Below are 25,678 nucleotides of genomic sequence, written 5' to 3'. Positions count from 1 at the left end.
CTCGCGCAGCCACCCGGGCAGCCGCCGGACGACGTCGCCGATGGTGGGGACGGTCTGCCGGGCGGTGGCGGTGGTCATCTCAGCCCTCCGTCCGGGGCGACCCGACGGCGGCGGGCAGGGTGTACGGCACCTGGTCGCCGTTGTGCAGGGCCACGCAACGGCACCAGGCCGTACGCCCGGGCCAGGACAGGGGTGACCGGGAGGAGGCCGAGAAGCGCGCACAGGGCCCGACACCTCGCCCACCGGGCCCGGCGGAGGCCCGGATCACTGGGCTGCCCACGGTCGAGGTGCGCTGCTGTCCTCGTGCCCGTTCGGCCATCGCGGGTTCCGATCCGACCTTCTCCTGCCACGATTCCACCGGCGGGTGACCGAGGGCAACCGGTGACCGAGAGCTACACCTCCCAGTGGCGAATCGTGCGGTCCGCGCTCGCCGAGACCGCGCGCCGGCCGTCCGCGGTGAAGGCCACGCCGTTGACGTTTCCGGTGTGACCCTCGTACCGGGCCAGCTCCCGGCCGTTCGCCGGGTCGACCAGCCGGACCCGGTTGTCGACACCGAGGACGGCGAGCAGGTCGGCGTCGTAGTAGTCGGTGCCGCTGCCGGTCAGCACTCGGCAGCCGTCCGGGGACACCGCCAGGCAACGCAGGTTGCCCGCGCCGACCTCGAAGTGGCCCGTCTCGGCACCGGTGACCGGGTCCCACACGTGCAGCACGTTGTCCATGGTGGTCGCGACCGCGAGGCCGCCCCGGACGACGAACCCGACGGCGGTGACCGCGAACAGCCCCTCACCGAACCGGCCCAGTTCCATGCCCGCGTCCAGGTCCCACAACCGCACCTGGTCGGCGCCGAGCTCGTACTGGGCGCAGCCGGACAGCAGTTGTCGGCGGTCCGGGGAGAAGGCGACGGCGGTGACGTCCGCGGTGTGCCCCGCGAGGCGCCGCAGCTCCTGCCCGGTCGCCGGGTCCCAGCAGCGTACGGTGTGGTCCCCGCAGCCGGTCGCCACCAGCCGGCCCTCCGGGGAGAAGACCGCGGCCAGGCAGCCCTGTTCCTGTCCGTGGAAGCGGCGCAGTTCGGCGCCGGTGTCGGTGTCCCACAGGACGGCCGGTCCCCAGACGCCGCCGGACACCGCGAGCCGGCCGTCCGGGGAGAGGGCCGCGCACTGCACCCCGTCCTCATGGGCGACCCAGCGCCGCAGCTCCGTCCCGGCTTCGAGGTCCCACAGTCTGAGCGTGTGGTCCTCGCTGCCGGACAGGAGCAGACGGCCGTCGCGGGAGAGGGCGAGGCAGGTCACCGCCGCCGTGTGACCGGTCAGGACGGACGCCGCGGACGGCGGGCCCGGTGGCGGACCTGGCGGGGGGCCGGGTGGCGGACCGGGTGGCGGACCCGGCGGGGGGCCGGGTGGCGGACCCGGCGGGGGGCCGGGTGGCGGACCGGGCGGTGAACCCGGCGGGGGGCCGGTTGGAGGTGTCCCGGTACCTGGCATGTCGGCTCTCCTGCATGAGGGGGTGACCCGCCCGCGACCACTGCCGACGCTACGCCTCGCCCGGGCCCGCGACCACGCGTGGAACTCCGCGTGCGGGCGCCCCGTCGGGTCCCGGTGCCGAGAGCATCACGGTGCGGGCGGTCGGCGTGGAGGACGAATCGAGACGCTTGGCGAAGGGCGGGACGAGGGCGCCGGTGCCGAGGGCTGGGTGGCCGGTCAGCCGCCCGGGTGTGGGGGCAGGGCGTCGAGTTCGGCCCAGACCGTCTTGCCGTCACCGTGCGGCAGGGCGCCCCAGCGGGCGGCGGCCTGCTGGACGATGAAGAGTCCGTGCCCGCCGGGCAGGCCCGGGCGGTGCGGGCGGCGCGGTTCGGGCAGGGCCGTCGACCGGTCGCTGACCTCGATCCGCAGGCGGGTCTCGGAGGCGTCGAGGACGAGGTCCACGGGGCCGCCGGCGTGCAGCATGGCGTTGGCGACGAGTTCGGCGACGAGGAGCACGACGTCGTCCTCGGCCCCGGAGGCGCCCGTCGGCCACGACCAGTCGGCGACGGCCTGCGCGGTGTACGCCCGGGCGCGGGCGACGGGCTTCGGCAGCCTGGCCAGGTGCAGACGCCGGCGCTGGCCGCCGGGCGGCAGCGTGGGGCCGGCGCCCGGCCGGTCGCCGTCGAGGGTTGCCCGGCTGGTCGTCATGTGCGGGTTCCCCTTCGGTTTCGGCGCTGTGTTCCGCTACGTCTGCTCGGTTTCCCGACCACTGCCGGATTATGCGTGCCTCCGGCCGGCGGGAGTGGTCAGAGCGGTGCGGCGAGCGCGTCCTCCAGGGACGGATGGAGCGAGAACACGGTGTCCGTGCAGGTCAGTTCCAGCAGCCGCCGCACCGCGACGGAGGGCGCCGACAGGCGGAACTCCACGTCCGCGGCCGCGGCCGCCATCCGCGTCCGCAACAGCAGGTTCAGGCCGGAGGAGTCGCAGAAGTCGACGTGCCCGAGATCGACGACCAGCAGTGGCGGATGCCGCTCCACCAAGTCGTCGAGCGTGCTCCTGGCGGGGTCCAGGGTCTCGATGTCGAGGTCGCCGGCCAGCGCGCAGACGGCCGCCAGGGTGTCGGTGTGCCAGCTGCGCACGGCCAGGTCGGGCCCGGAGCGGGCACCCGGCCGGGAGGGTTCGGAGGGGACGGTGGTCGGCGGCACGGTCGCGGGCTCGTTCTCTGCGGGCATCGTCTTCTCGGCTGGCATCGTCGTTGTGTTCCCTCCACGGGGGTCCTCCACGAGCCTACGCACGCCGACCGCAGTACGGCCAGGCCGTGGTCGGCGTGCGCGGCGTCACGTGTGCTCCTGGTGCCGTGAGGGCGGCTCAGGTGGCGGTGAGGTCCGCGTGCAGGTGCTTCAGCGTGCGGGTGAGGAGACGGGAGACGTGCATCTGGGACAGCCCGAGGCGGGCGCCGATCTGGGACTGGGTGAGCTCCTCGCCGAAGCGCATGGACAGGATGAGCCGGTCGCGTTCCGGCAGGGCGGCGATGAGGGGCTTGAGGACGATCAGGTTCTCCACCGTCGCGAACCGCGCGTCCTCCTCGCCGAGGCGCTGGGCGAGCGGGCTCGGCTCCTCCTCGCCCTCGGTGGCGGAGGTGTCCAGGGACCCGGCCGTGCGGCCGTTGGCGGCGGCGAGCCCCTCGATCACCTCCTCCTCCGACAACTCGAGGTGCGCGGCGAGCTCGGACACGGTCGGCGAGCGGCCCAGCCGCTGGAACAGCACGTCGCGCGCCTTGGCGAGGGTGATGCGCAGTTCCTGCAGGCGTCGCGGCACGTGCACCGCCCAGGTGGTGTCGCGGAAGTGCCGGCGGATCTCGCCGAGGATGGTCGGCAGGGCGAAGGTGGTGAACTCCGCGCCGTGGCCGGGGTCGAAGCGGTCGATCGCCTTGATCAGGCCGAGCGAGCCGACCTGTATCAGGTCCTCCTGGGGCTCCCGCCGGTTGCCCACCCGGCGGACCGCGAACCGCACCAGGGACAGATTGAGCTCGATGAGCGTGGCCCGCACGTACGAGTACTCGCGGGTGCCCTCCTCCAGTGTCGACAGCCGGGCCAGCAGCACCCTGGTCAGCTCGCGCGCGTCGGCGGGCGCGACCTCCCGCGGGTTCTCGATGCCGGCCAGCTCCGGGACGACGGCGCGCGGGGCGCCGGACGCGTCGACCGTCGAGGCCTCGTCCTGACCCTGGGCTGTCGCCCGGTGGAGGAGTTCGTCACTGGTCGTGGCCATGTCGGTCCTTTCCCCTCGGCGTACGGTCCGTCCCCGGGTACCCGCCGGGACCGGATCCATGTCCGGTCCCGGCGTGAAGGTTGTGCGAACGGTCGGCTCGGGCGGACGCCGTCGCGGCGGGCGCATGAACCGCGGCATCGGGGGCAGCCGAGCGGATACGACCCGCCGGGCCGCACCGGATCGGACCGGCCTCACCGCATCGCATCCCATCGGGAGGAGCCCTCGCCCATGGCCATCGCCCCCGCCCAGCCCGGTCTCCCGCCGCCACCGCCGCTTCCGGAGCCCCCGGTGCCGCCGAAGCCGACCCGGCCACCCGGCCCGCCCGTGGTGCCCGACCCGCCGCCGCGACCCGGCTCCCCCGTGCCTCCGGCGGATCCGCCTCCGGCACCCGCCCACGTCCGGCCGGACCCCGACCCACCCGCGCCGCGGCCGGGCCACCCCCACCCGACCGAACCACCCGACTGAGCCGCTGCCGGCGGCATCCGCCCTCCCGGGCCGAGCCCTCCCCTCCGGCAGCAGAAAGGAGTGTGGTGCATGTGGTGGAGTCTGCTCCGCCTCGCCGTAGTCGGCGTCGCGGCCGCCCTCTTCACCTGCGGCCTCGACCAAATGGTGCAGGTGGTGGCGCGGCGGCTGGCCGCCCCCGGGAGCGGCAGCGGCGTACCGGTCATGGTGCGCAGGTGTCGCCGCCCGGTCCTGGCGCTGACGGCGAGCCTGCTGCTCTCAGCCGCGCGGCCGTGGATCAACGCGCCGCCGGCCGCCCGCGAGGGGCTGCGGCACCTCTTCGTGATCCTCTCGATCGCCTCCGGCGGCTGGCTGTGCGCCCGTCTGGTGGTGCTCCTCGTGGACAGCGCACTCAGGCTCGCCGTGCACCGCCGCGATGCGGCGTGGGCCGGGCGGGCCCGGACCCAGGCCAGTGTGCTCGGCCGGATCTGCCAGGCGGTCGTGGCCGTCGCGACCTTGGGTGCGGTCCTGATGACCTTCCCGGTGGTCCGCGGGGTCGGCACCAGCCTGCTGGCCTCCGCCGGGCTGGTCGGTGTGGCGGCGGGCGTGGCGGCGCAGAGCACGCTGGCCAACGTCTTCGCCGGGGTGCAGATGGCCTTCGGCGACCTGGCCCGGATCGGCGACGTCGTCGTGGTGGCCGGTGAGTGGGGGACGGTGGAGGAGATCACCCTGACGGCGGTCGTGATCGCGACCTGGGACCAACGGCGGCTGGTGATGCCGATGTCCTACTTCGTCGGCCACCCCTTCGAGAACTGGTCCCGCCGCTCCAGCCGGATCACCGGCACGGCCCTGCTCCACCTCGACCACCACGCCCCGGTCGGGCTGCTGCGGGAGGAGTTCGACGACTTCCTGGCCAAGAGCGACCTGTGGGACGGCCAGGGCAGCGCCCTCCAGGTGGTCGATACCACCCCCACCACCATCGTCGTCCGGGCGCTGGCGACGGCGGCGAACGCCGACGACGCGTTCGAACTCCGCTGCCGGCTGCGCGAGCACCTCATCGGCCACCTCCGCGACAACCACCCGTACGCGCTGCCGCGCATCCCCGTGGCGGAGGCGCCGGTGCGGCGCCCGGACGCCCGGGACGCCGCCGACATCCCCGGGCCTGCGCCGGGTCGCCGCACCCCGTCGCCCGAAGGCCCGTAGTCCGACAGTCCGACAGTCCGACAGTCCGATGGTTCGACAGCCCGTCACCGAAAAACCCGTCACCGAATCCGCCGGTGTCCGGCCCTGCCCCGTCGCCAGGGCCGGACACCGGCGCGCGCTCGCTCGGGTTACGAGCGCGGGTCGATGGGTGCGAGCACGCCGAAGTGGCGCTCGATCACCTCGGCGGCCTCCAGGCACAAGTCCTCGCGGTACATCCGCCCGATGACCTGGAGTCCCTGCGGCAGGCCCTCCGCGAGCCCGGTGGGCACACTCACCGCGGGCACGCCGACCAGCGAGGTCACGGTGCACAGGGCTCCCGGCAGCATCATCCGGGCGTGGCTCTCGGCGTCGGTGGCGGCCGGGAGCACGTCGGCCCCGGGGACGGGCTGGGGGCAGGTGGGCCCGAGGAGCAGCGGGTGGGTCTCCAGGAGCTCGGCCCAGTCCCGCTGGAGGCCGAGCCGGACGCCGGTCTGCCGGAGGAACTCGGCGAGATCGGTGTGCGGCGTGCGCTCCATGAACAGGTCGATGTTCTGGGCGCCCTTCTCGGTGAGCAGCTCCCTGGTCCGGGACCACCTCACGCCGAACTCGGTCATGATGAGCTTGCCGTAGCACTCCAGGGATTCGAACAGCTTGGGGATCCGCACCTCCTCCACGGCGTAGCCCGCCCGCTCCAGTGCGGCGGCCGCCTCGTCGACGGCGGCACGGATCTCGGGGTGGACGCCGGTTCCGGACGGATCGGCCACGATGCCGACCTTGAGCGGACCGGTGGGGCGGGGCCCGTACGCGGGTACCGGAACCGCCCTGGGGTCCTGTGGGTCCGCGCCCGCCAGCGCCTCGTAGGCCGCGCGCAGGTCGGCGACCGAGCGGGCGATCGGGCCGTCGACGGGGATGAGCTGGGAGGCCAGCATCGGCTCCTGGCCCAGGATGCGGTGGTCGGCGGCGAAGCGGCCGTGGCTCGGCTTCAGTCCGGCCACTCCGTTGAAGGCCGCGGGCAGGCGGACCGAACCGCCCGAGTCGTTGCCCAGGCCGAGCGCCGCCATCCCGACGGCCACCGCCACCCCGTCGCCGGAGCTGGTACCGCCCGGGGTCTTCGACCGGTCCCAGGGGTTGTACGTCCGGCCGAAGAGCCGGCTCGCGGGGTCCGAGGAGATCGCCAGGTCGGGCATGTTGGAGTGGCCGATCGGGATCGCTCCCGCGGCGCGCAGCCGGCGCACCGGTGGGGAGTCGGTCTCGGCCACGTGATCGCGGAACCTCGGCACGCCGTGCGTGGTCGCCCACCCCGCCACGTGGATGTTCTCCTTGACGGTGAACGGCACACCGGCCAGCGGGCCCAGCTCCTCCCCGGCCGCGCGGCGCCGGTCGGTTTCGCGCGCGGCCTCGCGGGCGCTGTCCGCCATCAGCTGGGTGACGGCGTTCACGACCGGGTTCACCGCCGCGATGCGCTCCAGGTGGCTCTCGACCACCTCGGTCGCCAGGATCTCGCCACGGGCGACGGCCGCGCCCAACTCGGTGGCGTTCAGCTTCCACAGTTTCGTGTCCATCGCTCGCCGGGCCGCCCGCCGCCCCTTGGTGGTGCGCGGGCCGCCCTGCCCCCTTTCCCTCGCTGCGCCATGACGGGTCGTGCCACGCCATGGCAGCAGCGGCCGACATCGACCGCCCGTCGTTTCGATGCACTTGCATCACATCCCATTCCGGGAAGCGATGCAAGCGCATTACTACGAGGGTGGTGACGGACCGTCGAGGCGGTGCGGCTCGGCCGGTCACACCCCCCGCACCACGTCGAGGGCGGCGTCACCGAAGGCGCGTACGCGGGCGGTGGCGCCGCCCGCGGGCCACACCAGGCCCCATTCGACCGGCGCCGCGTCGGTGAGGCGCACGTAGACGACGTCGGGGCGGGCGAAGTACCTCCTGGCGTGGGCCCCCACAACGAAGACGCCCTCGCCCGCGCCCACGAGCGTGAGCGCCTCGTTGAACGTCATGGCCGTCGGGCCGCCGGAGACGTGCCGGCCCGCCGGTGCCCGGTCGGAGTCCGGGAGCGTCTCCGGGATCCGCAGGACGGTCGCGCGGGCCAGGTCCGCCGTGGAGAGGGCCTCGCGGCGGGCGAACGGGTGCCCGGCCGGCACGGCGAGCATGCGGGCCTCGCGCACCAGGACCGGCCCCGTGTCGACCTCGTCCGCCGACACCGGATGGCAGGTCAGCGCCAGATCCACCTCACCGTCGCGCAGCCACGGCAGGACGTCCGGCGGCCGGGCCTCGCGGATCCGGACGTCACAGTCGGGGTGGCGCTCGCGGAAGCGCTGCGCGACCCCGACCAGCAACTGGCCCGCCGCGGGCCCGTGGAAGGCGACCCGCAACACCCCGGTCAGGCCCCGCCCGGCGTCGACCGCGCGCGCGACCGCACCGGTGATCCGGGACCACGCGGGCCGGAGTTCCTCGTACAGGTCCCGCCCCACCGGCGACAACTCCACCCGGCGGCTGGTGCGGTGGAACAGCGGCACGCCGACCCTGCGCTCCAGTTTGGCGATCGTCTGACTGACCCTGGCCGTGGAGACGCGCAGCCGCTCGGCGGTGCGCCCGAAGTGCAACTCCTCGGCGAGGGTGAGGAACGCCTCCAGCTCATGCCGCTCCAGCATCCCGCCCCTTCCTCCCGCTCCATCGTTAACCGAGGCTTAACGATCGTGACACAGACGCGCGTTGATGCCCCTGGCGCCTGACAGCAGGATCGGAGGTGCTGGAACACCGTCCGACCCATCCTGCCGAGGAGAGTCCATCATGTACGTCACCCGCGACCACGCCCTGACCGCCCCCGCCCACGACACCGCCGCGGTCGTCGCGGAGCTCCGCGACCGGGCGGAGATCACCGACGCGCTCTACCGCTTCGGCCTCGGCCAGGACCTCAAGGACAAGCAACTCTTCGCCTCGGCCTTCGCCGCCGACGCCGAACTGGACTTCCGCCCGGCCGCCGCGAAGTGGGGTGCCGAGCCGCCACTGATGTCTGGGCGGGACACCATCGTCGACACCATCCTGGACATGTTCGCCGGCCGGGTCGACACCACCCACCAGGTCACCAACCCCAGGATCACGATCGACGGCGACACCGCACGCCTCACCGCCCTGGTCGAGGCCCAGCACCTGCTCATCGCCGACCCCGCCGAGCACGCGCTGCTGAAGAACCCCTACGACGTCGAGTTGGTCCGCGACGGCGACCGCTGGGTCATCCGGCGACTGCGCATCGACAACACCTGGTTCACCGGCGACCCCACGGCGATCTTCGGCTGACCTGCGCGCCACCGGGTCGGGGCCAGGGGTTCGCGGCCGGGGTGCGTCGGTGAGTGGCCCTGAAGCCAACGCATCGCCCTGGAAGGCGAGGTGCTGTTCCTCCCCGCGGCCTGCGACCTGACGACCGGGCAACTGATCGAGGTCGACGTCGTGTCGCTCCGGCTGCGGGGGCCGGCGGGTCAGGCCGGGGCGCGGCGGACGGTGAGCATGTCCTGGGTGTGACCGATGGCGTACGTGCCGTCGGACTGCGTGAAGTGCTCGCGGACGTAAGCGGTGAGGGCGGCTCGGGTGGGGCGGGGGTCGAGGGTGGCGAGGTCGGCGACGTTGACCATGAACTCGGCGACGTCGACGGCTTCGGCGAGGCGGGGCGTGCGGTAGTGGAGGGCGAGGGTTTCCAGGGCGTAGCCGTGGGACGGGTGTTGGGCGCGGAGGCGGTCGCGGAGGGGGCGCAGGTCGTAGCGGACACCGGTGAAGTGGGCGGCCATCCGCATGCAGGGGCTGTCGGGGTTCTGCAGGACGATCAGGAGGGCGCCGCCGGGGGCCGTCCAGTTCAGCGCCCGGGTGGCGGTGGGGAGCCAGTCGGGTTCCGGGACGTAGTAGAGGACGTGGGAGAGGTGCACCAGGTCGGCCGGCTCGGGCGGTTGGACCCGGTCGAGCGGCTCCGGGAGGACGAGCGCCTCGGGGCAGGTGGTGCGGAGCTTCTCGCGCATGGCGGCGCTGGGCTCGACGGCGATCACGCGGTCGAAGTACCCGGCCAGGTGGGCGGTGGTGCGGCCGTCGCCGGCGCCCAGGTCGAGCAGGACGCGGCGGCACGGGAGGGCGGACGCGATCTCGCTCAGCCGGGCGTGGGTGCGGGGCTTCTCGTCCGTACCGACGAGGAAGAGTTCGAAGGCCCGACGGTAGTCGGTGCCCGAGACGTCGAGGACTCGGAGTGGAGTGGTCTCGGTGGCCGGCGGCTCCATCGGGCGGCGCCTCCTGTGGTGTGCGGGCTCGGCGGTGGGGCCATTGCACCGTGCTGGGGCCTTGACGGGGTGCAGGCACGGTCCTGCGCGCGTGTCGCACCGATGATCTGACCGCCCATCGTCAACTCTCCGATCGGCAGCTTCACCTGGTGGGGTGGTTAGCCTCCGATTTTCCACAGGTAGTCAAACCGCCCCGCCTGATCGGCCTGGTACGAATACGGAGCGAAGGAAATCCGGTACGTGGGGGCGCGGTTGCCGTGCCGCCGGAGTTGTTCGGGAGGGAGGCCGGGAACGGATGAGGGCAGCGACGGACGTCCGGACCGTAGCCGTGGCCGGGGTGGAGTTCGGGTGGGGAAGTTCGGGGAAGTTGAGCGCGGTGCTGTCCGCCCTGCGCGACCGGGGCGGAGGGAAGCTCAGATTCATCGGGCTGGCATCCGGGCTCGGGCGGCCGGTGCTGGCCGCGCAGCCGGTGCAGCGCTGGTTCGACCTGCCGGAGGGTGGGTCGGGCGAGGAGCTCGGGCGGATCGTCCGGGCACAGCGCGTGCGGGCGGCGCTGGTGGTGCTGGACGGGGGGCTGGCGAAGGCATTGCGCGCCCACGGTGTGCCGGTGGTGTTCGTGGACAGCCTGCCCTTCCTCCGGGCGAAAGGTGACCGGCCCGACCTCCCGCTGGACACTGAGGTGTACTGCGCCCAGCGGTGCGTGGAGCTGCCCTCGGAGGCCGCGGGGGTGCTGGCGGACGCGCACCGGCTCCGCTGGGTGGACGCGGTGATCGCCGGCGGCGTCACCCGCGATGCCACGCCGACGCGGCACCCCCGCCGCGCTCTGATCAGCCTCGGTGGTCTGCGTGCTCCCCGACTCGCCGACTGGGCCAGCTATCCGCGCATCGTGCTGCCCGCCGCCCTGGAGGCGCTGACCGCGAGCGGGGTCACCGAGGTGCACGTCGCGGGGAACCTCCCCGCCTGGTTGGCCGCGCAGCTCATCGACTCCTGCGTGCACCCGGCCGTCACCACCGTGGGTGCCCTCCCCCACGAGGACTTCCTGCACCGCCTCGCCGAATGCGACGTGCTGCTCACCTCCCCCGGGCTGACCACGCTTCTGGAGGCGGGGCGGCTCGGGACGCCAACGCTCTGTCTGCCGCCACAGAACCTGAGCCAGATCTTCAGCGGCCGCTTCCACAGCCAGGCGCTCGGCACCGACGTCCGAACGCCCTGGCCCAGCACGGTCTTCGCCGAGCAGGAGGCGCTCGCGCTGCGCGCCCACGGCGAGGAGAAGGCCCTCGACCTCATCTACGGCGGGATCGCCCGCGCCGCCGACCTCGACCGCCGGCGGACGGCAACGGCCGTACGGGAGAGCCTGGTCGAGAAGCTGAAACACCTGGCCGGTGAGCCCGGCACCAACTGGACGGTGCTGACCACGGCGGTCGGCACGGGCGGCGCGGAGCAGGTCGCCGACGCCCTGGTCGAAGTCCTGGGGGCCGCCTCCCCCGCCCGCCGATGAGTCCCGCCGTTCCACGCCCGCTGACCTACGCCTACTGACCTACGCCAACTGCCGTGTGCCCGCTGCCGGCTGCCCGTTGAGGTGAGCCGCTGATCCGGCCGACGCCACCGATACCAGCGTCTGGCAACCCCCACCGCCCGAGCTCCAGTGGGCCGCACTCGGACGTTTACCGGGGCATCCGTCCGGACCTTCGCTACCGGCGGCGCTGCGCGGGAGACCTGGTACTGCCGCCGCCGGGCTCCGGCACGGTCCGCCGGATCACCCCGACGGCGGAGCCGCTGCGTGTCCCCGGCGTGGTCGAGGCCGTTCTCAAGGTCGGTGTCGGCGACGCGGTGTCCGCCCGGCAGGCCTCGCACAACGCCTCGGGGGACATCCACGTGGCGGGTGCCTCGATGTCCACGGGCCCACCACCAAGGCCATGAGACCCACGCGACAGCCCCTACCACCGACAGGAGTACACGGCATGCGACGCCCCCTCCCCCTGTTCTCCGTCCTCGCCGTGCTCCTGTTGGTGGCCGCCGGGCCGCCCGGCCGGGCGCCCTTCGACCCGACGCGCACCCCCGGCACGCCCGTCTACTCCGTCCAGCTGCGCAGCGACGCCACCGGCGCGCACTGGCAGGGCCACGAACGGATCGCCTTCAGCAACACCTCGCCCGACCCGCTGCGCGAGGTGTACCTGCGGCTCTGGGACAACTTCCACGGCAGCTGCGCGGCCCCGCCGGTGCGGGTGTCCGGCCTCAACGGCTCCGCCGAGGTCACCTGCACCGCGCTGCGCGTGCCCCTGCCCCGCCCGCTGCCCCAAGGTGTTTCCGGGAGTGTCGAGTTCGACCTCTCCATCGACGTCCCGAACGGCGTCGACCGCTTCGGCCGCGACGGCGCCTTCAGCTTCCTCGGCAACGCCCTGCCCGTCCTCGCCGTCCGGGACGAGGCGGGCTGGCACCTCGACCCGTACACCGACCTCGGCGAGTCCTTCTACGGCCTCGCCTCCGACTTCGCCGTCACCCTCGACCACCCCACCGAGCTGCTGGTCCCCGCCACCGGCAGCGCCCTGGACACCCCCGGCGAGCCGGGCCGCACGGTCACCCGGGTGGGCGCCCACCAGGTACGCGAATTCGCCTGGGCGGCAGGGCCGTTCAGCCGGATCGCGGGCCGATCCGCCGACGGCGTCCGGATCGCCGTCTACTCGGCCGCCGACATCAAGGCGGAGGACGCCCGCGCGATGCTCGACCTGTCCCTGCGGACCATCGACGCCCACTCCGCCCGCTACGGCGCCTACCCGTACGGCGATCTGGCCCTAGTGCTCGACAACGGCTTCGCGTTCGCCGGCATGGAGTACCCGGCCTTCGTCCTCGACCGGATCAGACCCGCCGCCGTCATCCACGAACTGGCGCACCAGTGGTGGTACGGCATCGTCGGCGACGACCAGTACCGCGCGCCCTGGCTGGACGAGTCCTTCACTGAGTACGCCATGGACCTCGCCCTCGGCAACACCGGCGAGGGCTGCACCGCCACCACGCCCTGGCAGTCCGCGGACGAACGCCTCACCAACCCGATGAGCTACTGGGACGCCCACCCCGGCCGCTACGAGGCGGTCATCTACGACCACGGCTCCTGCGCCCTGCACGAACTGCGCCGCCTGATCGGGCCGGAGCCGATGTCCGCCCTGCTGCGCGGCTACGCCCGCGCCCACTGGTACGGCGTCTCGACCACCGCCGACTTCAAGGCCGCCGCCCAGGCCGCGACCTCCGTCGACCTGACGCCCTTCTGGCGCGAGCACCGCATCGACTGAACCCGCGCCGGCTCGGTTAATCAGTGGCCCGGCCCTCCCACGCACTCCTACAGTGTCCGCCGGATCAAGGACGTTCAGGGAGCCGGACATGCGAGTGCACTACCCTCGGACGCCGCATCTCCCCTGGTCACCGGGGGCGGCGGCGGACGACGTACGGACCGGGGACCTCTCCGCACTGGCCGGCGCGGAGGTCGTCGTCACCGAGAAGCTCGACGGCGAGAACACCACGCTCTACCCCGACGGCCTGCACGCCCGCTCGCTGGACTCCGCGCACCACCCCTCCCGGGCCTGGGTCAAAGGCCTGCAGAGCCGGATCGGCGCCCGGCTCCCGGAGGGCTGGCGGATCTGCGGGGAGAACCTGTTCGCCCGGCACTCCATCCCGTACATCGACCTGGACAGCTGGTTCTACGGTTTCTCGGTCTGGACCGAACGGGACCACTGCCTGGACTGGGACGACACCGTCCGCTTCCTGCGCCGCCTCGGCATCCCCGTGCCCCGGGTGCTGTGGCGCGGCCGCTACGACGAACGGGCGCTGCGCGCACTGCGGTTGGACCTCGACCGGCAGGAGGGGTACGTGGTCCGGACGGTCAAGGGCTTCCCCCGCGCCGAGTTCGGCGAGCGGATCGCCAAGTGGGTCCGCCCGCAGCACGTGCGCACCGACACCCACTGGATGCACGCTGCCGTGGTGGAGAACGGGCTCGGCCCGAACGCCGCGCTCTGGGCGGTGCGTTCCGGCCAGCTGCCCGAACTCCCGCTGCTGGCCGAGGCCTTGGGAATGCCCGAACTGACCTGCAAGGCCGATGAGTTGGCCGAAGTCTCCGCCCGACTGGACGAATTCGGCCGGACCGGGGACACCCGGCTGGCCGGTGTGCTCGCCATCGCGCTGCGCACCGCCCGCCGGGAGCAGCTCGCGCCGCGGCTGGCCGGGCGGCTCGGCCTGCCGCTGGCCCGGCGGGTCGCCGACCTGGTCGGGCTGCATCCCGGGCTGCACCAGCCGTACCCGGACGAGGACCGCCGCGCCGGGCTGGTCCGGCTCTCCTGCGCCGCCGACCTCGGCGTGCTGCACGCGGTCGCCGCGACCGCCGCCCCCGGCCGGGCCGAGCGCGAACAGGTCGCCTGGTCCGCCCTGCACGCCGAGGACGCCGGGCTGCTCGGCCCGGACCCGCTCGGCCGGCTGCGCACCGGTCTGCGCGAGGCGCTGGCCGACCTCGACCGCGACGCCGCCGACCGCTGCTGGGCGCAGGCCCGCGAGGCCTACGCGCTCGGCCGGATCTCCACCGTGGAGGAGGCCGTCGCCGCCGCGTGGCGCTGGCGCAACGGCCACTTCCCCCGCCTGGTCCACCTGAGCGGCCCGGCCGGCAGCGGCAAGAGCACCTTCGCCGCCGCGCTGCCCGGAGCCCCCACCCGGATCAGCCTGGACGACCTGCGCGCCGCCCGCGGCTCGCGCGCCGACCAGCGCGACAACCCCGAGGTGCTGCGCGAGGGCCTGGACCGACTGGACGCCGCGCTCGCCGACCCGGCCGCCACCGTGGCCTGGGACGCCACCTCCCTCAACCGCCACCAGCGCTCCCACGTCCACGCCGTCGCCCGGCGCCGGGACGCCCTGGTCACCCAGGTGGTGCTGCTGGTCGGCGAGGAGGAACTGCTGCGCCGCAACGCCGTGCGCCCGCACCCGGTGCCGCCCGAGGTGCTCACCGCCCAGCTGCACCGCTACAGCCCGCCCTACCCCGGCCAGGCCCACCGCACCTGGTACGTCGGCCCGGGTGGCAGCGTGGAGGACACGGCGGGCACGCTCGACTCGCTCGACCCCGTGGAGGACTGATGCGCCCCATCGAACAGGTCTGCCAGCGCATCCGCTGGGATGCCCGCTTCGACCCGGCCCGGTTCACCCTGGGCGTGCGCCAGCGCGACGACCGCACCGAGCGCGTCCCGCTGGAGGCCTTCACCGCCTCCGGCGAGATCCCCTGGCACCGGGTGCACTGGGTCGAGGCCGACGGCGTGCGGGTGTGGGACCGCGCCACCGGCACGGACCTCCTGGACACCACCGAGGCCGGGCGCCGCACCGACCCGCGCCGCCTGCCCGCGCCCTTCTTCACCGCCACCGCCCCGCACGCCTGGCGGCCGGAGGGCGGCTGGCAGCCCGGTGTCGACGCCGGTACCGCGGTCGCGGACAGCCTGCGCGTGGTCACCTGGAACACCCTGTGGGACCGCTACGACGCCGACCGGATCGACACCGCCCTCCGCCGACCGCTGCTGCTCGCCGCGCTGGAGGCCGCCGACGCCGACGTCATCGCCCTGCAAGAGGTCGAACCGGACCTGGTCTCCCTGCTGTTGGCCGCTCCCTGGGTCCGGGACGGCTACACCCTGGGCGCCGACCCGAACGGCCCGGACGTGGCCGACCACGGGCTGCTGCTGCTCAGCCGGCTCCCCGTACTGGAGTCCGGACGGCACCAGCTGGGCCCGCACAAGGCCGTCATCGCCGTCACCGTCCGGACCGCCGACGCACCGCTGACCGTCGCCGCCGTCCACCTGAGCAGCGACCACTCGCCGGACGGCCCGGCCCGCCGACAGAGCGAACTCGCCACGCTGGCCGAGGGCTTGGGCGCAGTCGTGGGCGAGCTTCTGCTGCTCGGGGACTTCAACGACGGCCGCTCCGGCCCGGCGGGCCCGGCCGCCGCGCTCGGGCTGCGGGACGCCTGGACCGAGGTGCACGGTCCGGCCGACGACACCCCCACCTTCGACCCGGGCGCCAACCCGCTCGCCACCGTCTCCACGCTCACCGGCCGAGCCGCACGCCTCGACCGCGTGCTGCACCGCTGCGAGCACGCCCGGGCGACGGGGGCCGCCCTGCTCGGCGACCGCCCGACCGCCGGCGGGCTCCACCCCTCCGACCACTACGGCGTGGCCGTGGACCTCGCCCTCGGCGGCGGCTCCTCCCCGGCGGCGCTCGACGCCGCGCCGACCGCGCGCACCGCCGTCGCCTGGCTGCCGCCCGAGGAGCTGTGGCCTCCGATCCAGCGCCTGCGCACCGCGTACGACCCGCAGCAGCGCCGCTGGCCGCCGCACGTCAATCTGCTGTTCGGCTTCGTCCCGGAGGCCGAGCTCGACCGCGCCCTGCCGCTGCTCGGCGCGGCCGCCGCCGAGGTCTCCCCCTTCACCGCCCGTCTGGACGGCGTCCACACCTTCGGCCACCGTGAGGACGCCACCGTCTGGCTGGACCCGGCCGCCGCCTCGCCCGAGCCCTGGGCGGCGCTGCGGCACGCCCTCGAACGGCGCTTCCCCCGCTGCCGGGGCCGCGCCGGGGGCTACACCCCGCACCTGACCCTCGGGCGCAGCGCGGACCCGCAGCGGGTGGCCGCCGACTGCGCGGCCCGGCTCGGCGGGGCCTCGGCGCAGGTGGGCGAGCTGGTGGTGCTCTCCCGGCGGGGCGACGAGCCGATGCGGGTGCGTGCGGTGGTCGAGCTGGGGACGGGCGAGGTGCGGGTCCCGCCGGCGGAGCCGGTGGCTACGCTGCGGCCCGAGCCCGCTGAACGTACGGCTGCCGCCGCCGAGTTGGCCGCACGGATCGCTGCGGCGCTGCCCGGGGGCGTGGTCCACACCGTCGGCTCGCGGCGGCTGGGCTGCCAGCTGGACGGGGGCGACCTGGACCTGGTGGCGGCCCTGCCCGGCCCGGCCGATCTGGAGGGCGTCCGCGCCCGGGTGGCGGCCGCACTGCCGGAGGCGGGCCGGGTGCGCGAGGTGCGCGGCGCCCGGGTGCCCGGGCTTCGGCTGGAGGCGGGCGGGCTGACCGTCGACCTGGTCGTGGTGTTCACCGGCGAGCTCGAACCGTCCCAAGCCGTCGCCCGGCGCGCCGAGTTGGGCGAGGCGGCCGCGGCCGCGCTGAGCGCGGTCACGGACGCCGAGGCGATCCTGACGGCGGTCGGTGAGCGGCGCGGGCGTTTCGTGCGACTGGCCCGGGAGGTCAAGACCTGGGCGCGGGCGCGCGGCCTGGACTCCGCGCCGTTCGGCCAACTACCGTCGCTGGCCTGGTCGGTGCTGGCCGCGCGGACCGTCCTGGACGCGGACGACACCGCCGAAGCCACCCTGTTCCAGAGCTTCGCCGAGACCTGGGCCTGCTGGGACTGGCGCCGACCCGTCAGTCTGACGGGCGACTCCACGGATCGGGCCGCCGCTCCCCTGACCGTCCTCACCCCCTCCGCCCCCGTCCGCAGCTGCACCGGCCAGGTCGGCGCCGACGCCCGCGACCTGATCGCCGAGGAGCTCTACCGTGCCTGGGAACTCAGCACCGAGAGCCCCGACCCCTGGCCCGCCCTGCTCTCCCCGCCCCCGCTGCACCGCCGCCACGCCGCCTGGGCCGTGGTCACCACCGGCGAGGAGTCCCTCGGCGCCGTCCGCGGCCGCCTCCGGGCCCTGCTCACCGCGCTGGAGGAAGCCGGCGCCACCCGCCTCCACGCCTGGCCCCACCCCTACCGCGGCCGCGACGGCCGCACCCATTTCGCCATCGGCCTCGGCCCCACCCCGCTGACCCGGGCCCGGTTCACCCCGATCACCACCGCCTGGTCCCGGGGCCTCGCGGGCGTCCACGTCGACTACGCCGAGGGCGGCGCGGTCCCGACGCTCGAACCGCCGCGGGACGACCGCGGTTGAGCGCCTGGGCCGACCGGGCGGTGCCCGCCTCCCCTCGGCGGGGGGGGGAGGCGGGCACCGGACGCTCGCCGGGCACGCCCTCGTATCGCCCGACCGCGGAGCGTCGAGCGTCACTCCACCCAGTCGGACCCCTTGATCACCTCGACGAAGTCCCCCCGCTCGAAGCCCGGCACGAAGTGGGCCAGGACATCGGCCTTGACGTTGCCGAACGTGGTGTCCGGGCGGCTCCTGACGCCCTCGGTGAACGCGGCGAGGATCCGGTTCTTGAAGTCGGGGCGGGGGTGCGCCGCAACCACCGCGGCGCGCTGTTCATCGCTGACGGCGTGGTAGCCGATGCCCAGCACGTCCAGCTCCACGCCACGGGTGACCAGGGCGATCTCGGGCGCCATGCGCAGCGGGATCTCCGGGGTGGTGTGCAGGGCGATGGCGGTCCAGACCCGCTGGGCGGGCTCGCCGGTGACGCCGTGGGCCGCCAGGAAGCCGCGGGCCTCGTCGGCGCCGTCGAGCTCGAACCGCTGGTCGGTACGGGCGAAGCGATCGGTGAGGCCGAGGTCGTGGAACATCGCCCCACGCACAGCAGTTCGGGGTCGAAGTCCACGCCCTGCTCGGCGCCGCGCAGCGCCCCGAACAGAAACACCCGGCGTGAGTGGTCGAAAAGCAGCGGGGAGGCCACCGCGCGCAAACCCGACACCCTGCACATCCGCGACGGCCGCTACCACACCAGCGCGGGCATCAGCGCCGGCATCGATCTCGCGCTGGCCCTGGTCGAACACGACCACGGCGCCGACGCCGCCCGGGACATCGCCCGCGAACTCGTGGTCTTCATGCAGCGCCATGGCGGCCAGTCCCAGTTCTCCACCGCCCTGGCCACCCCGCCCGCCCGCAGCGAGCTCCTGCGCACGCTCACCGACGCCGTCCTCACCCACCCGGCCGCCGACCACAGCCTGCCCGCCATGGCCGCCACCGCCGCCGTCAGCACCCGCCACCTGACCCGGCTCTTCCACGCCGAACTGCACACCACCCCCGCCCGCTGGGTCGAACGCGTTCGCCTCAACCGCGCCCAGCAGCTCCTCCTCGACGGACACAGCATCACCTCCGCCGCCCGCCACAGCGGTCTGGGCAGCGACGAGACCCTGCGCCGCGCCTTCGCCTGCCACCTGGGCACCACGCCCACCGAGTACCGCACCCGCTTCGCCACCACCGGCGACTCGGCGCCCTGACCCCTCCCCCGAACCAGCCACGGATCGTTCAGTTTTGCCGGCACCAGCAAGGTCCTTGATGTGGATCCGCCGGTACCGATAGTCAACTTGGCCCGGCCCTGAAGGGACCGGGCTTGTGGGTAGGGCGCGGCTGGCTGCCGCGTGGCCCCCCACGTCTGAGCCACCTAGGTCGCGGTGGCCGGGACGCGTGACTCACGCCCCGCTGTCCACGCTTCCTCGCCCTTGCGGACGATGTTGCGGGACGCGTTGTCGTCCGCGTGCATGACGGTCCCGCAGGACCGGCAGGCGAACGTTGCCTGGTCGACGCGGTTCTTCCGGTCGGTGTGGCGGCACTGGGAGCATTCCTGGCTGGTGTACGCCGGGTCGACGTACACCAGCGGCACCCCGGCGCGCTTGGCCTTGTACTCCACGAAGGCGGCGAGCTGGTGGAAGCTCCACGAGTGCAGTTGGATCCGCTGGTCCTTGCGGTGCCGTACCCGGTCGCGGATGCCCGTGAGGTCTTCCAGGGCGATCCCGCTTCCGGTGCGTTCAGCGGTGGTGACGATGGTCTTGGCGATGACGTGGTTGACGTTGGCGGCGTGCCGGGCTTCCTTGCGGGAGCGCTTCTTGAGGAGGCGCTTGGCGGACTTGGTGCCCTTGGCCTGGAGCTTGGTGCGCAGGTCGAGTTGGCGTTTGCGGTGCCGGTTCAGGCCGCGTCCGGCCGCCCGGTACCCAGTGGAGGTGGTGGCGATGTTGGCGATGCCGAGGTCGACGCCGATGAAGGAGACCGGGTTCTCGTTGAGCGGCTTCTCCGGCACCTCGCAGACGGCGATCAGGTAGAACTGGCCGTCCCGCTCGATCAGATCCGACTCGCCCTTGCGGTGCTCGCGGAGCATCGTGAGCGCTCATGCATCGTGTCCGCTCCAACGGGTCCGAGCAGGTCGATCCGATGCTCGTCGCGGGCGGTGACGATGTGGCCGGCGGTGACGTAGCCGGCATCCACGGCATGCTCGTCGGGCAGTAACTCCCTTTCTGCCAGGCCATCGTGGACAGCTTCGGTGACCTCGGTATCGGCGACGGTGGCGTCCGTGGTGACCACGTGGGTGATCATGTGCGGGGCGTCCGGCTCGCAGGTCTCGCTCAGGTGGGTCTTGTAGCCACACCAGCCCGAGCCCCGCTTCAGCCCGTAACGGGCGTCGAGATCGTAAGGCGAGGACAGCCGGCGTCTGGCCGGCGGGAGGTCTTTCGCCTCCCGCCAGCGCACCCCCTCCCCATCGCGGTGGTACTGCTCCACCCAGGCCCGGCGCAGGACCTGAACAGCGGGGATCTCCCGCAGCCAGGTCGGCGCGCCGGGGCTGAAAGCGGCCTCCAAGAGGGTGAAGCCGTCCCGGCCGACCTGCTCGGCCCACTCGGTGCGGACGTTCTCGCCCTTGGGGAAGCGGTAGGAGTCGATCCGGGCGCCGTAGCGCTCGACCCAGCCGGCCGTGACCAGCGTCGACAGCCACTGCGGGGCCGCCGCGGCCAGGGCCTCCAGCGCCGCCCGCAACGTCTCGCCGACGAACTCCATCCGGTTCAACACCCGTACCGTGGCCAGGACATGAGTGGAATCCGTCCGCTGCCGCCCACCGGCCCGCAGGAGTCCGAGCCCGGAGATCCTGGCCAGGACCAGGTCCAGGATGCTTTCCTCCAAGCCGTACTCGATCAGCCGGGCCCGGAAGTCACCCAAAACCGTGAAGTCGAAACCCGGGTCATCCAGTTCCAGGCCGAGCAGGAACTTCCAGTCCATCCGGGCCCGCACCTGGTCGGCGGCCTGCCGGTCGCTGAGCCCCTCCGCGTACTGCAGCACCGACACCAGCGCCAACGCTCCGGGCGAGATTGCCGGCCGACCCCGCTGAGGGAACGCCTGCGCGAACGACTCGTCCTCGAACAGCGGCCCGAGCGCTTCACGAATGCGGATCGCCGGCGTGCCCTTCGGAAACGAGGCCCGCACCACCCGCGCGGTCAGCTCCGGCACCCCCACGTCACCCCGTGGCTCCAGCGACATCCAGCCCCCACCCTCGATCGACGAACAGGCCGATCATGGCAGTCTGGACAGCCCGGCAGCACCAGTTTGCGGATTTCCCAACGGAGTCGTAAACGGCCGGGGCTCCTCGCAAGATCACGCTGAAGGCCCGGCGCTCACTGGCCCCTGGAGGGATGTCACTGGCACGTGAGCAGGTTCTCGCCGGCGCCGAACCTGAACCCCAGGGCATGGACCAGGTCGAGCACCAAGCCCTCGGCGAGTGGGTCACATTCCGCCTCAAGGATGGCTCTCACCGCCACTGGGTCGGCCTGAAGGCCGGCTTTCTCAGCCCAGGTCACGGCCTGGTGGGTTACCTCGTCGGGGTTGCCGATCCACTCCTCGGGGACGCCGTAGTCTCGCGCCATCTCCGGAGACAGTGCGCAGTGCCAGGTCAGACCGTCGGGACTGGCTGCTTCCACGCTGACGACGTCGCTGTCGTGGACATACATGACGAGGGCCGGGGCTCCCGTCTCGGTCGCGATCGAGTCATGCGGAGCAACGCCCGGAGACAGTTGCAGGATCTGCCAGGCTCCATCCCTGGCAGACCACCACGACATGGCACCAACCGCCTGTATTGCTGACAGCTCGGTCACCGGCTGCTCGGTCCGCGCCACAACGAAAGATCCGGAGAAACCCATGGATCGAGACCGTAGCGCCCCGCGCTGACATCCCAGCTCCTGACTGATTCCAGGCCGCTGGCGCCCACATCCCTCAGGGCCGACAGGGCCGCTCAGGGTTCCGCGAGAAGGGCCGCCCGGTTCCAACATGCCTGACCGAGTGCCAACTATCGCGTCACTGCTCAACTGACTGCGGCCGGAACGTCGGTGCGGCCAAGTAGCGAGTCCCGTGGCCGACAACCGTGTCCGGTCACAAGTCCCATGCCACACCCAGCGGCAGATCCGAAAATTTTATTGCGCAATTTTCCCTTCGGACCTACCGTGAAGCCATGCCCCAGCACCCCAAGCCCGAGCGGATCACCGACCTCTCCCGCCTGAAGGCGTTCACCAACCCGCTGCGCATGCAGCTCTACCGCCTGCTCTACGCCGCGGGCACCGCCACCGCCTCCCAGCTCGCCGAGCAGGTCGACCAGGCGCCGTCCCTGGTCAGCTACCACCTGCGCAAGCTCGCCGAGCACGGCTTCGTGACCGAAGCGGGCGCGCGGAGCGCCGACGGACGGGAGCGGTGGTGGGAGGTGACGTCCGAGGAGGGCTGGGGTTACCGCGAGTCGGACCTCGCCGGTACTCCCGAGGGCGCGGCCGCCGTCGGCGCGGTCAACCGCGTCCTGGTCGACAGCCGCGCCGCGCAGTACCGCACGTACCTGGACCAGGGCGCCGCCTGGGGCAAGGAGTGGACCGACGCCGCCTTCAGCGCCGAGTGGCTGCTCGACCTCACCCCGGCCGAACTGGCCGAGATGAGCGACGAACTCGAAGCACTGGCCCGGCGCTGGCGCAAGCGCGGCAAAGCCGCCAAGGCCGCCGGCGACACCGAGGGTCGCGAGCACGTGTCCGTCCACCTGTACGGCTTTCCGTTCCGCCCCTGACGCGGACGTCCGTTTCCGTCACCGACCTGCTGGAGCCCGCCATGGCCACCGTGGAGACAGCACCGCCGATACGCCCCGACGCCCCCGCCCACCGCGACGCCAATGTGCTGCGCTGGCTCACCGCCTACACCGCCTCGCTGATCGGCGACGGCGTGTACTTCCTCGCCCTCGGCTGGTCCGCCCAGAAGACCGCCGGGCCCACCGAGGTCGGCCTGGTGATGGCCGCCGGGGCGCTGCCACGGGCCGCGCTGATGCTCGGCGGAGGTGTCGTCGCCGACCGCCTCGACCCCCGCCGGGTGATCCTCGGCAGCGACACCCTGCGCTGCCTCCTGATCCTCTCCGTCGCCGCCGCCATCGCCCTGACCACGCCCGCGCTCTGGCTGCTGGTCGTGGTGGCCCTGGTGTTCGGGGCCGTGGACGCCCTGTTCGTCCCAGCCGTCGGCGCCCTGCCGCCTCGGATCACCGGCCCGGATCAGCTCGCCCGGGTCACCGGCCTGCGCTCCCTGGCGATGCGTCTGAGCCAGATCGCCGGCCCGCCGATCGGCGGCCTGGCCATGGGCCTCGGCGGCCCGGCCGCCGCCTTCACCGTCGCGGGCCTGCTCTTCGCCCTGTCCCTGCCACTGCTGCTGACGGTACGGATCCACCCGCTCGAAGCGTCGTCCGAGCAGCCCCGGCCGGGCCGCGGCACCGCCCGCGCCGAGCTGCTGGACGGGCTGCGCTACATCCGCCGCCACCGGCTGATCGGCCCGCTGGTCGCCGCCGGAGCGGTCTGCGAGCTCGGCCTCACCGGCATCCTCAACGTCGGCATGGTGCTCCTCAACGCCGAACGCGGCTGGGGCCCGTCCGGCTACGGCTGGATCGTCGCCTGTTTCGGCGCCGGGGCGGCCGCCAGCGCCGCCCTGCTCGCCATCGCCGGTTGGCTGCCCCGGGCGGGCCTGACCATGGTGGCGACGCTGCTGGCCGGCAGTGCGGGCGCGGCCGCCATGGCGCTGGTCCCCAGCCTGTGGGCAGCCGCCCTGCTGGCGGCGCTGGTCGGGCTGGGCGCGGGCGTCTTCGGCAGCCTGGACAGCGCCCTCATCCAGACCACCGCCGACCCCGCCTACCTCGGCCGGGTCACCTCCGTCGTGATGCTCACCATGGTCGGCCTCGCGCCGCTCAGTTACCCGCTGGTGGGCGCCGCCATCGGCGCCTGGGGCGCGGCCCCGGTGTTCATCGGCTGCGGCGGCCTCTCCTGCCTGGGAGCGGTCTTCGCCTTCGCCTCGAAGGCGGTTCGGCAGGCGGAACTGCCCCGGCGGTAGAGTCCACGCCCATCGGGGAGGAACTCGACGCGATCGACTGGGCGGGGCTCAGCCACAACTACGGCTCCGCCACGGACGTCCCGGGCGTCCGGCGAAAAAAAATCCGGTCCGAATCCGTCCGCCGTGTCGATCCGCGAGATCGCCGTTCGACCTGGGACTGAGAGGGTCGGGAGACGACCCCCGATCAAGGAGAAGGAGAGCAACGATGGCGAAGTACATGCTGATCATGCGGGGCACGGACGAGTCCCTGGCGAAGATGATGGAGACGCCCTTCGAGGAGATGCTCGAAACCATCGGCCGCTTCAACGACGAGCTGATCCGGGCCGGCGTGCTCGTCGCCGCCGAGGGCCTGGACGACCCGTCCCAGGGCGTGGTGGTCGACTACAGCGGTGAGACCCCGGTGGTCACCGACGGGCCGTACGGTGAGACGAAGGAGCTGTTCGGCGGCTTCTACGTGCTCGACGTCGCTTCGAAGGAGGAGGCCGTCGAGTGGGCCAAGCGGCTCCCGGCGATCCCCGGCTCGAAGTGCGAGATCCGGCGCGTGCCGGGCATCGACGAGTTCCCGCAGGACAACGAGTGGATCGTCAAGGAGCGGGCGTGGCGCGAGCGGACCGGCCAGCTGTGACATTCCAGGCTCCCGACGGCCCGCCGATCGCCGAGTCGGCGCGGCGGGCCGTCGAGGCCGTCTGGCGGATCGAGTCGGCGCGGATCGTCGGTGCGCTGGCCCGCTACACGGGCGACTTCGCGCTCGCCGAGGACGTCGCGCAGGAGGCGTTGGCGGAGGCGCTCGTCACCTGGTCGCGCGACGGCGCGCCGGCCAGTCCGGTGGGCTGGCTGCTGGCGACCGCCCGGCGGCGGGCCATCGACACCTTCCGCCGCAAGTCGGCACTGGACGAGCGGTACGCCGCGCTCGCCGGGCAGCTGGCGGACGGCGAGTTCAGCTCGGGCGCGGCGGCTGCGCCCGAGCGGCCGGACGACCTGCCGTGGGATCCCGACCGGGTCGACGACGACGTCCTCGCCCTCATGTTCACCGCCTGCCACCCGGTGCTGTCGCCCGAGGCCCGGGTGGCGCTCACGCTGCGCGTGGTGGGCGGCCTGTCCAGCGAGGAGATCGCCCGGGCGTTCCTGGTGCCGACTCCGACCGTCCAGGCCCGGATCACCCGGGCGAAGAAGACCATCGCCGCCGCCCACGTGCCGTTCGAGTTGCCGCAGCCCGAGGAACGGCGCGAGCGGCTCGGCGCCGTCCTGAGCGTCCTGTACGTGATCTTCACGGAGGGCTCGACGGCGACCAGCGGCGACCACCTGCTGCGCTCCGATCTCGCCTACGAGGCCGTCCGGTTGGCCCGGATGCTGGCCGCCCTGCTGCCCACCGAGCCGGAGGTGCACGGGCAGCTCGCGCTGTTCGAGCTCACCGCCGCACGCTTCCCGGCACGGACCGGGCCGGACGGCGAGGCGGTGCTCCTGGAGGACCAGGACCGGCGGCTGTGGGACCGGTCGGCGATCCGTCGCGGCCTGGCCGCACTCGGCCGGGCCTCGGCCGTCGGGCGGGGCCTCGGTCCGTACGGTCTGCAGGCCGCGATCGCCGCCTGCCACGCGACGGCGCCCTCGGTGCGGGAGACCGACTGGGAGCGGATCGTGCTCCTCTACGAGGCGCTCGGCCGGGTGGCCCCGTCGCCCGTGGTCGAGCTCAACCGGGCCGTGGCCGTCGCGATGGCGAGCGGACCGCAGGAGGCGCTGGCCATGGTCGACGACCTGCTCGCCTCCGGCCGCCTGTCGGGCTCGCACCTGCTCCCGGGCGTGCGCGGCGAACTGCTGGCCCGCCTCGGCCGCACCACCGAGGCCCGGGCCGAGCTGGAGCTCGCCGCCCGGCTGTGCCGCAACGCCCGCGAGCGGTCGGTGCTGCTGCGCAAGGCGGCCGCATTGACCTGACGCCCGCCCGGCGGCTCCGGCCGCACTTGCCCACGCGCACCCGAACTCCCAGGCCACCCGCGTCGAATTGGCCCGCGACACCCCATCTCCCGCCCACTACCCT

At 73.5% G+C, this 25,678-nt stretch carries 21 protein-coding genes and 2 pseudogenes; 12 read left to right on the top strand and 11 right to left on the bottom strand.

Annotation, left to right across the window (positions count from 1 at the left end):
• Window positions 1–392: 392 nt before the first annotated feature.
• The 4 genes from ACIRYZ_RS38760 to ACIRYZ_RS38745 form a co-directional block, all read right to left on the bottom strand.
• On the bottom strand, window positions 393–1,481 hold the full coding sequence (locus ACIRYZ_RS38760) for a WD40 repeat domain-containing protein (protein ID WP_402953287.1): 1,089 nt from the start codon (window positions 1,479–1,481) through the stop codon (window positions 393–395).
• A gap of 216 nt (window positions 1,482–1,697) precedes the next feature.
• On the bottom strand, window positions 1,698–2,168 hold the full coding sequence (locus ACIRYZ_RS38755; RefSeq protein WP_402953285.1) for an ATP-binding protein: 471 nt from the start codon (window positions 2,166–2,168) through the stop codon (window positions 1,698–1,700).
• Window positions 2,169–2,266: 98 nt separating this feature from the next.
• Window positions 2,267–2,710 carry an STAS domain-containing protein gene (locus tag ACIRYZ_RS38750; protein ID WP_393039786.1) on the bottom strand — a complete coding sequence of 148 codons (444 nt, stop codon included), beginning with the start codon at window positions 2,708–2,710 and terminating at the stop codon, window positions 2,267–2,269.
• A gap of 118 nt (window positions 2,711–2,828) precedes the next feature.
• The gene (locus ACIRYZ_RS38745; RefSeq protein ID WP_402953284.1) at window positions 2,829–3,728 is read right to left on the bottom strand and encodes a SigB/SigF/SigG family RNA polymerase sigma factor; all 900 of its coding nucleotides are present in this window, start codon (window positions 3,726–3,728) and stop codon (window positions 2,829–2,831) included.
• Between the two features lie 534 nt (window positions 3,729–4,262).
• Between ACIRYZ_RS38745 and ACIRYZ_RS38740 the strand changes: the two genes are divergently transcribed.
• On the top strand, window positions 4,263–5,372 hold the full coding sequence (locus ACIRYZ_RS38740) for a mechanosensitive ion channel family protein (protein WP_402953283.1): 1,110 nt from the start codon (window positions 4,263–4,265) through the stop codon (window positions 5,370–5,372).
• A 128-nt stretch (window positions 5,373–5,500) separates the two neighbouring features.
• Here ACIRYZ_RS38740 and ACIRYZ_RS38735 read toward each other — a convergent pair whose 3' ends face one another.
• Together ACIRYZ_RS38735 and ACIRYZ_RS38730 are read right to left on the bottom strand one after the other, a co-directional pair.
• The gene (locus tag ACIRYZ_RS38735) at window positions 5,501–6,913 is read right to left on the bottom strand and encodes an amidase (RefSeq protein ID WP_402953281.1); all 1,413 of its coding nucleotides are present in this window, start codon (window positions 6,911–6,913) and stop codon (window positions 5,501–5,503) included.
• Window positions 6,914–7,132: 219 nt separating this feature from the next.
• Window positions 7,133–8,005 carry a LysR family transcriptional regulator gene (locus ACIRYZ_RS38730; RefSeq protein ID WP_402953280.1) on the bottom strand — a complete coding sequence of 291 codons (873 nt, stop codon included), beginning with the start codon at window positions 8,003–8,005 and terminating at the stop codon, window positions 7,133–7,135.
• 139 nt (window positions 8,006–8,144) lie between these two features.
• Between ACIRYZ_RS38730 and ACIRYZ_RS38725 the strand changes: the two genes are divergently transcribed.
• Window positions 8,145–8,651, top strand: a complete 507-nt coding sequence (locus ACIRYZ_RS38725) for a nuclear transport factor 2 family protein (RefSeq protein ID WP_402953279.1) — start codon at window positions 8,145–8,147, stop codon at window positions 8,649–8,651.
• Window positions 8,652–8,830: 179 nt separating this feature from the next.
• On the opposite strand, the gene ACIRYZ_RS38720 is transcribed toward ACIRYZ_RS38725, so the two are convergent.
• Window positions 8,831–9,613, bottom strand: coding sequence for a class I SAM-dependent methyltransferase (locus tag ACIRYZ_RS38720; protein ID WP_402953277.1), 783 nt, complete (start codon window positions 9,611–9,613; stop codon window positions 8,831–8,833).
• Between the two features lie 295 nt (window positions 9,614–9,908).
• Here ACIRYZ_RS38720 and ACIRYZ_RS38715 point away from each other — a divergent pair, with 295 nt between their 5' ends.
• From ACIRYZ_RS38715 to ACIRYZ_RS38695, 5 genes are all read left to right on the top strand, one after another.
• Entirely contained in the window at window positions 9,909–11,111 is a 1,203-nt protein-coding gene (locus ACIRYZ_RS38715; protein WP_402953275.1) for a hydroxymethylcytosylglucuronate/cytosylglucuronate synthase, read from the top strand.
• Window positions 11,112–11,200: 89 nt separating this feature from the next.
• A complete protein-coding gene (locus ACIRYZ_RS38710; protein ID WP_402953291.1) occupies window positions 11,201–11,533 on the top strand; it encodes a hypothetical protein in 333 nt (110 codons plus the stop codon).
• A gap of 41 nt (window positions 11,534–11,574) precedes the next feature.
• Complete coding sequence (locus tag ACIRYZ_RS38705; RefSeq protein WP_402953273.1) at window positions 11,575–12,900, top strand: M1 family metallopeptidase; 1,326 nt, start codon at window positions 11,575–11,577, stop codon at window positions 12,898–12,900.
• An 88-nt stretch (window positions 12,901–12,988) separates the two neighbouring features.
• Window positions 12,989–14,722 (top strand): RNA ligase family protein, encoded by a 1,734-nt coding sequence (locus tag ACIRYZ_RS38700; protein WP_402953271.1) that lies wholly within the window; start codon window positions 12,989–12,991, stop codon window positions 14,720–14,722.
• The gene (locus tag ACIRYZ_RS38695) at window positions 14,722–17,547 is read left to right on the top strand and encodes an RNA repair domain-containing protein (RefSeq protein ID WP_402953270.1); all 2,826 of its coding nucleotides are present in this window, start codon (window positions 14,722–14,724) and stop codon (window positions 17,545–17,547) included. The genes ACIRYZ_RS38700 and ACIRYZ_RS38695 overlap by 1 nt, the downstream gene beginning before the upstream one ends.
• A gap of 110 nt (window positions 17,548–17,657) precedes the next feature.
• On the opposite strand, the pseudogene ACIRYZ_RS38690 reads toward ACIRYZ_RS38695, so the two are convergent.
• Window positions 17,658–18,247 (bottom strand): annotated as a pseudogene (locus tag ACIRYZ_RS38690) (HD domain-containing protein).
• Between the two features lie 124 nt (window positions 18,248–18,371).
• Here ACIRYZ_RS38690 and ACIRYZ_RS38685 point away from each other — a divergent pair.
• On the top strand, window positions 18,372–18,767 hold the full coding sequence (locus tag ACIRYZ_RS38685; protein ID WP_402953268.1) for a helix-turn-helix domain-containing protein: 396 nt from the start codon (window positions 18,372–18,374) through the stop codon (window positions 18,765–18,767).
• A gap of 164 nt (window positions 18,768–18,931) precedes the next feature.
• On the opposite strand, the pseudogene ACIRYZ_RS38680 reads toward ACIRYZ_RS38685, so the two are convergent.
• From ACIRYZ_RS38680 to ACIRYZ_RS38670, 3 genes and pseudogenes are all read right to left on the bottom strand, one after another.
• Window positions 18,932–19,651: pseudogene (locus ACIRYZ_RS38680) on the bottom strand (RNA-guided endonuclease InsQ/TnpB family protein); the annotation flags it as partial.
• Window positions 19,606–20,790, bottom strand: a complete 1,185-nt coding sequence (locus ACIRYZ_RS38675; protein WP_402953267.1) for a transposase — start codon at window positions 20,788–20,790, stop codon at window positions 19,606–19,608. The gene ACIRYZ_RS38675 and the pseudogene ACIRYZ_RS38680, both read right to left, overlap by 46 nt.
• Window positions 20,791–20,945: 155 nt before the next feature.
• The gene (locus tag ACIRYZ_RS38670; protein ID WP_402953265.1) at window positions 20,946–21,446 is read right to left on the bottom strand and encodes a hypothetical protein; all 501 of its coding nucleotides are present in this window, start codon (window positions 21,444–21,446) and stop codon (window positions 20,946–20,948) included.
• A 308-nt stretch (window positions 21,447–21,754) separates the two neighbouring features.
• On the opposite strand from ACIRYZ_RS38670, the gene ACIRYZ_RS38665 reads away from it, so the two are divergent.
• The 4 genes from ACIRYZ_RS38665 to ACIRYZ_RS38650 all read left to right on the top strand — a co-directional run bounded on the left by ACIRYZ_RS38665 (window position 21,755) and on the right by ACIRYZ_RS38650 (window position 25,575).
• Window positions 21,755–22,348 carry an ArsR/SmtB family transcription factor gene (locus tag ACIRYZ_RS38665; RefSeq protein ID WP_402953263.1) on the top strand — a complete coding sequence of 198 codons (594 nt, stop codon included), beginning with the start codon at window positions 21,755–21,757 and terminating at the stop codon, window positions 22,346–22,348.
• Between the two features lie 41 nt (window positions 22,349–22,389).
• Window positions 22,390–23,646: an MFS transporter gene (locus ACIRYZ_RS38660; RefSeq protein WP_402953261.1), complete on the top strand. Its 1,257-nt coding sequence runs from the start codon at window positions 22,390–22,392 to the stop codon at window positions 23,644–23,646.
• A gap of 205 nt (window positions 23,647–23,851) precedes the next feature.
• Complete coding sequence (locus ACIRYZ_RS38655; protein WP_393040592.1) at window positions 23,852–24,271, top strand: YciI family protein; 420 nt, start codon at window positions 23,852–23,854, stop codon at window positions 24,269–24,271.
• Complete coding sequence (locus ACIRYZ_RS38650) at window positions 24,244–25,575, top strand: RNA polymerase sigma factor (protein ID WP_402953259.1); 1,332 nt, start codon at window positions 24,244–24,246, stop codon at window positions 25,573–25,575. Before ACIRYZ_RS38655 ends, ACIRYZ_RS38650 begins: the two co-directional genes overlap by 28 nt.
• Window positions 25,576–25,678 lie beyond the last annotated feature (103 nt).

The sequence above is a fragment of the Kitasatospora sp. NPDC101155 genome, assembly GCF_044768305.1.
In the GTDB taxonomy this organism is placed as follows: Bacteria; Actinomycetota; Actinomycetes; order Streptomycetales; family Streptomycetaceae; genus Kitasatospora.
Note: the sequence above shows the minus strand (reverse complement) of the source record. Positions and strands in the feature narration are given on the sequence as shown.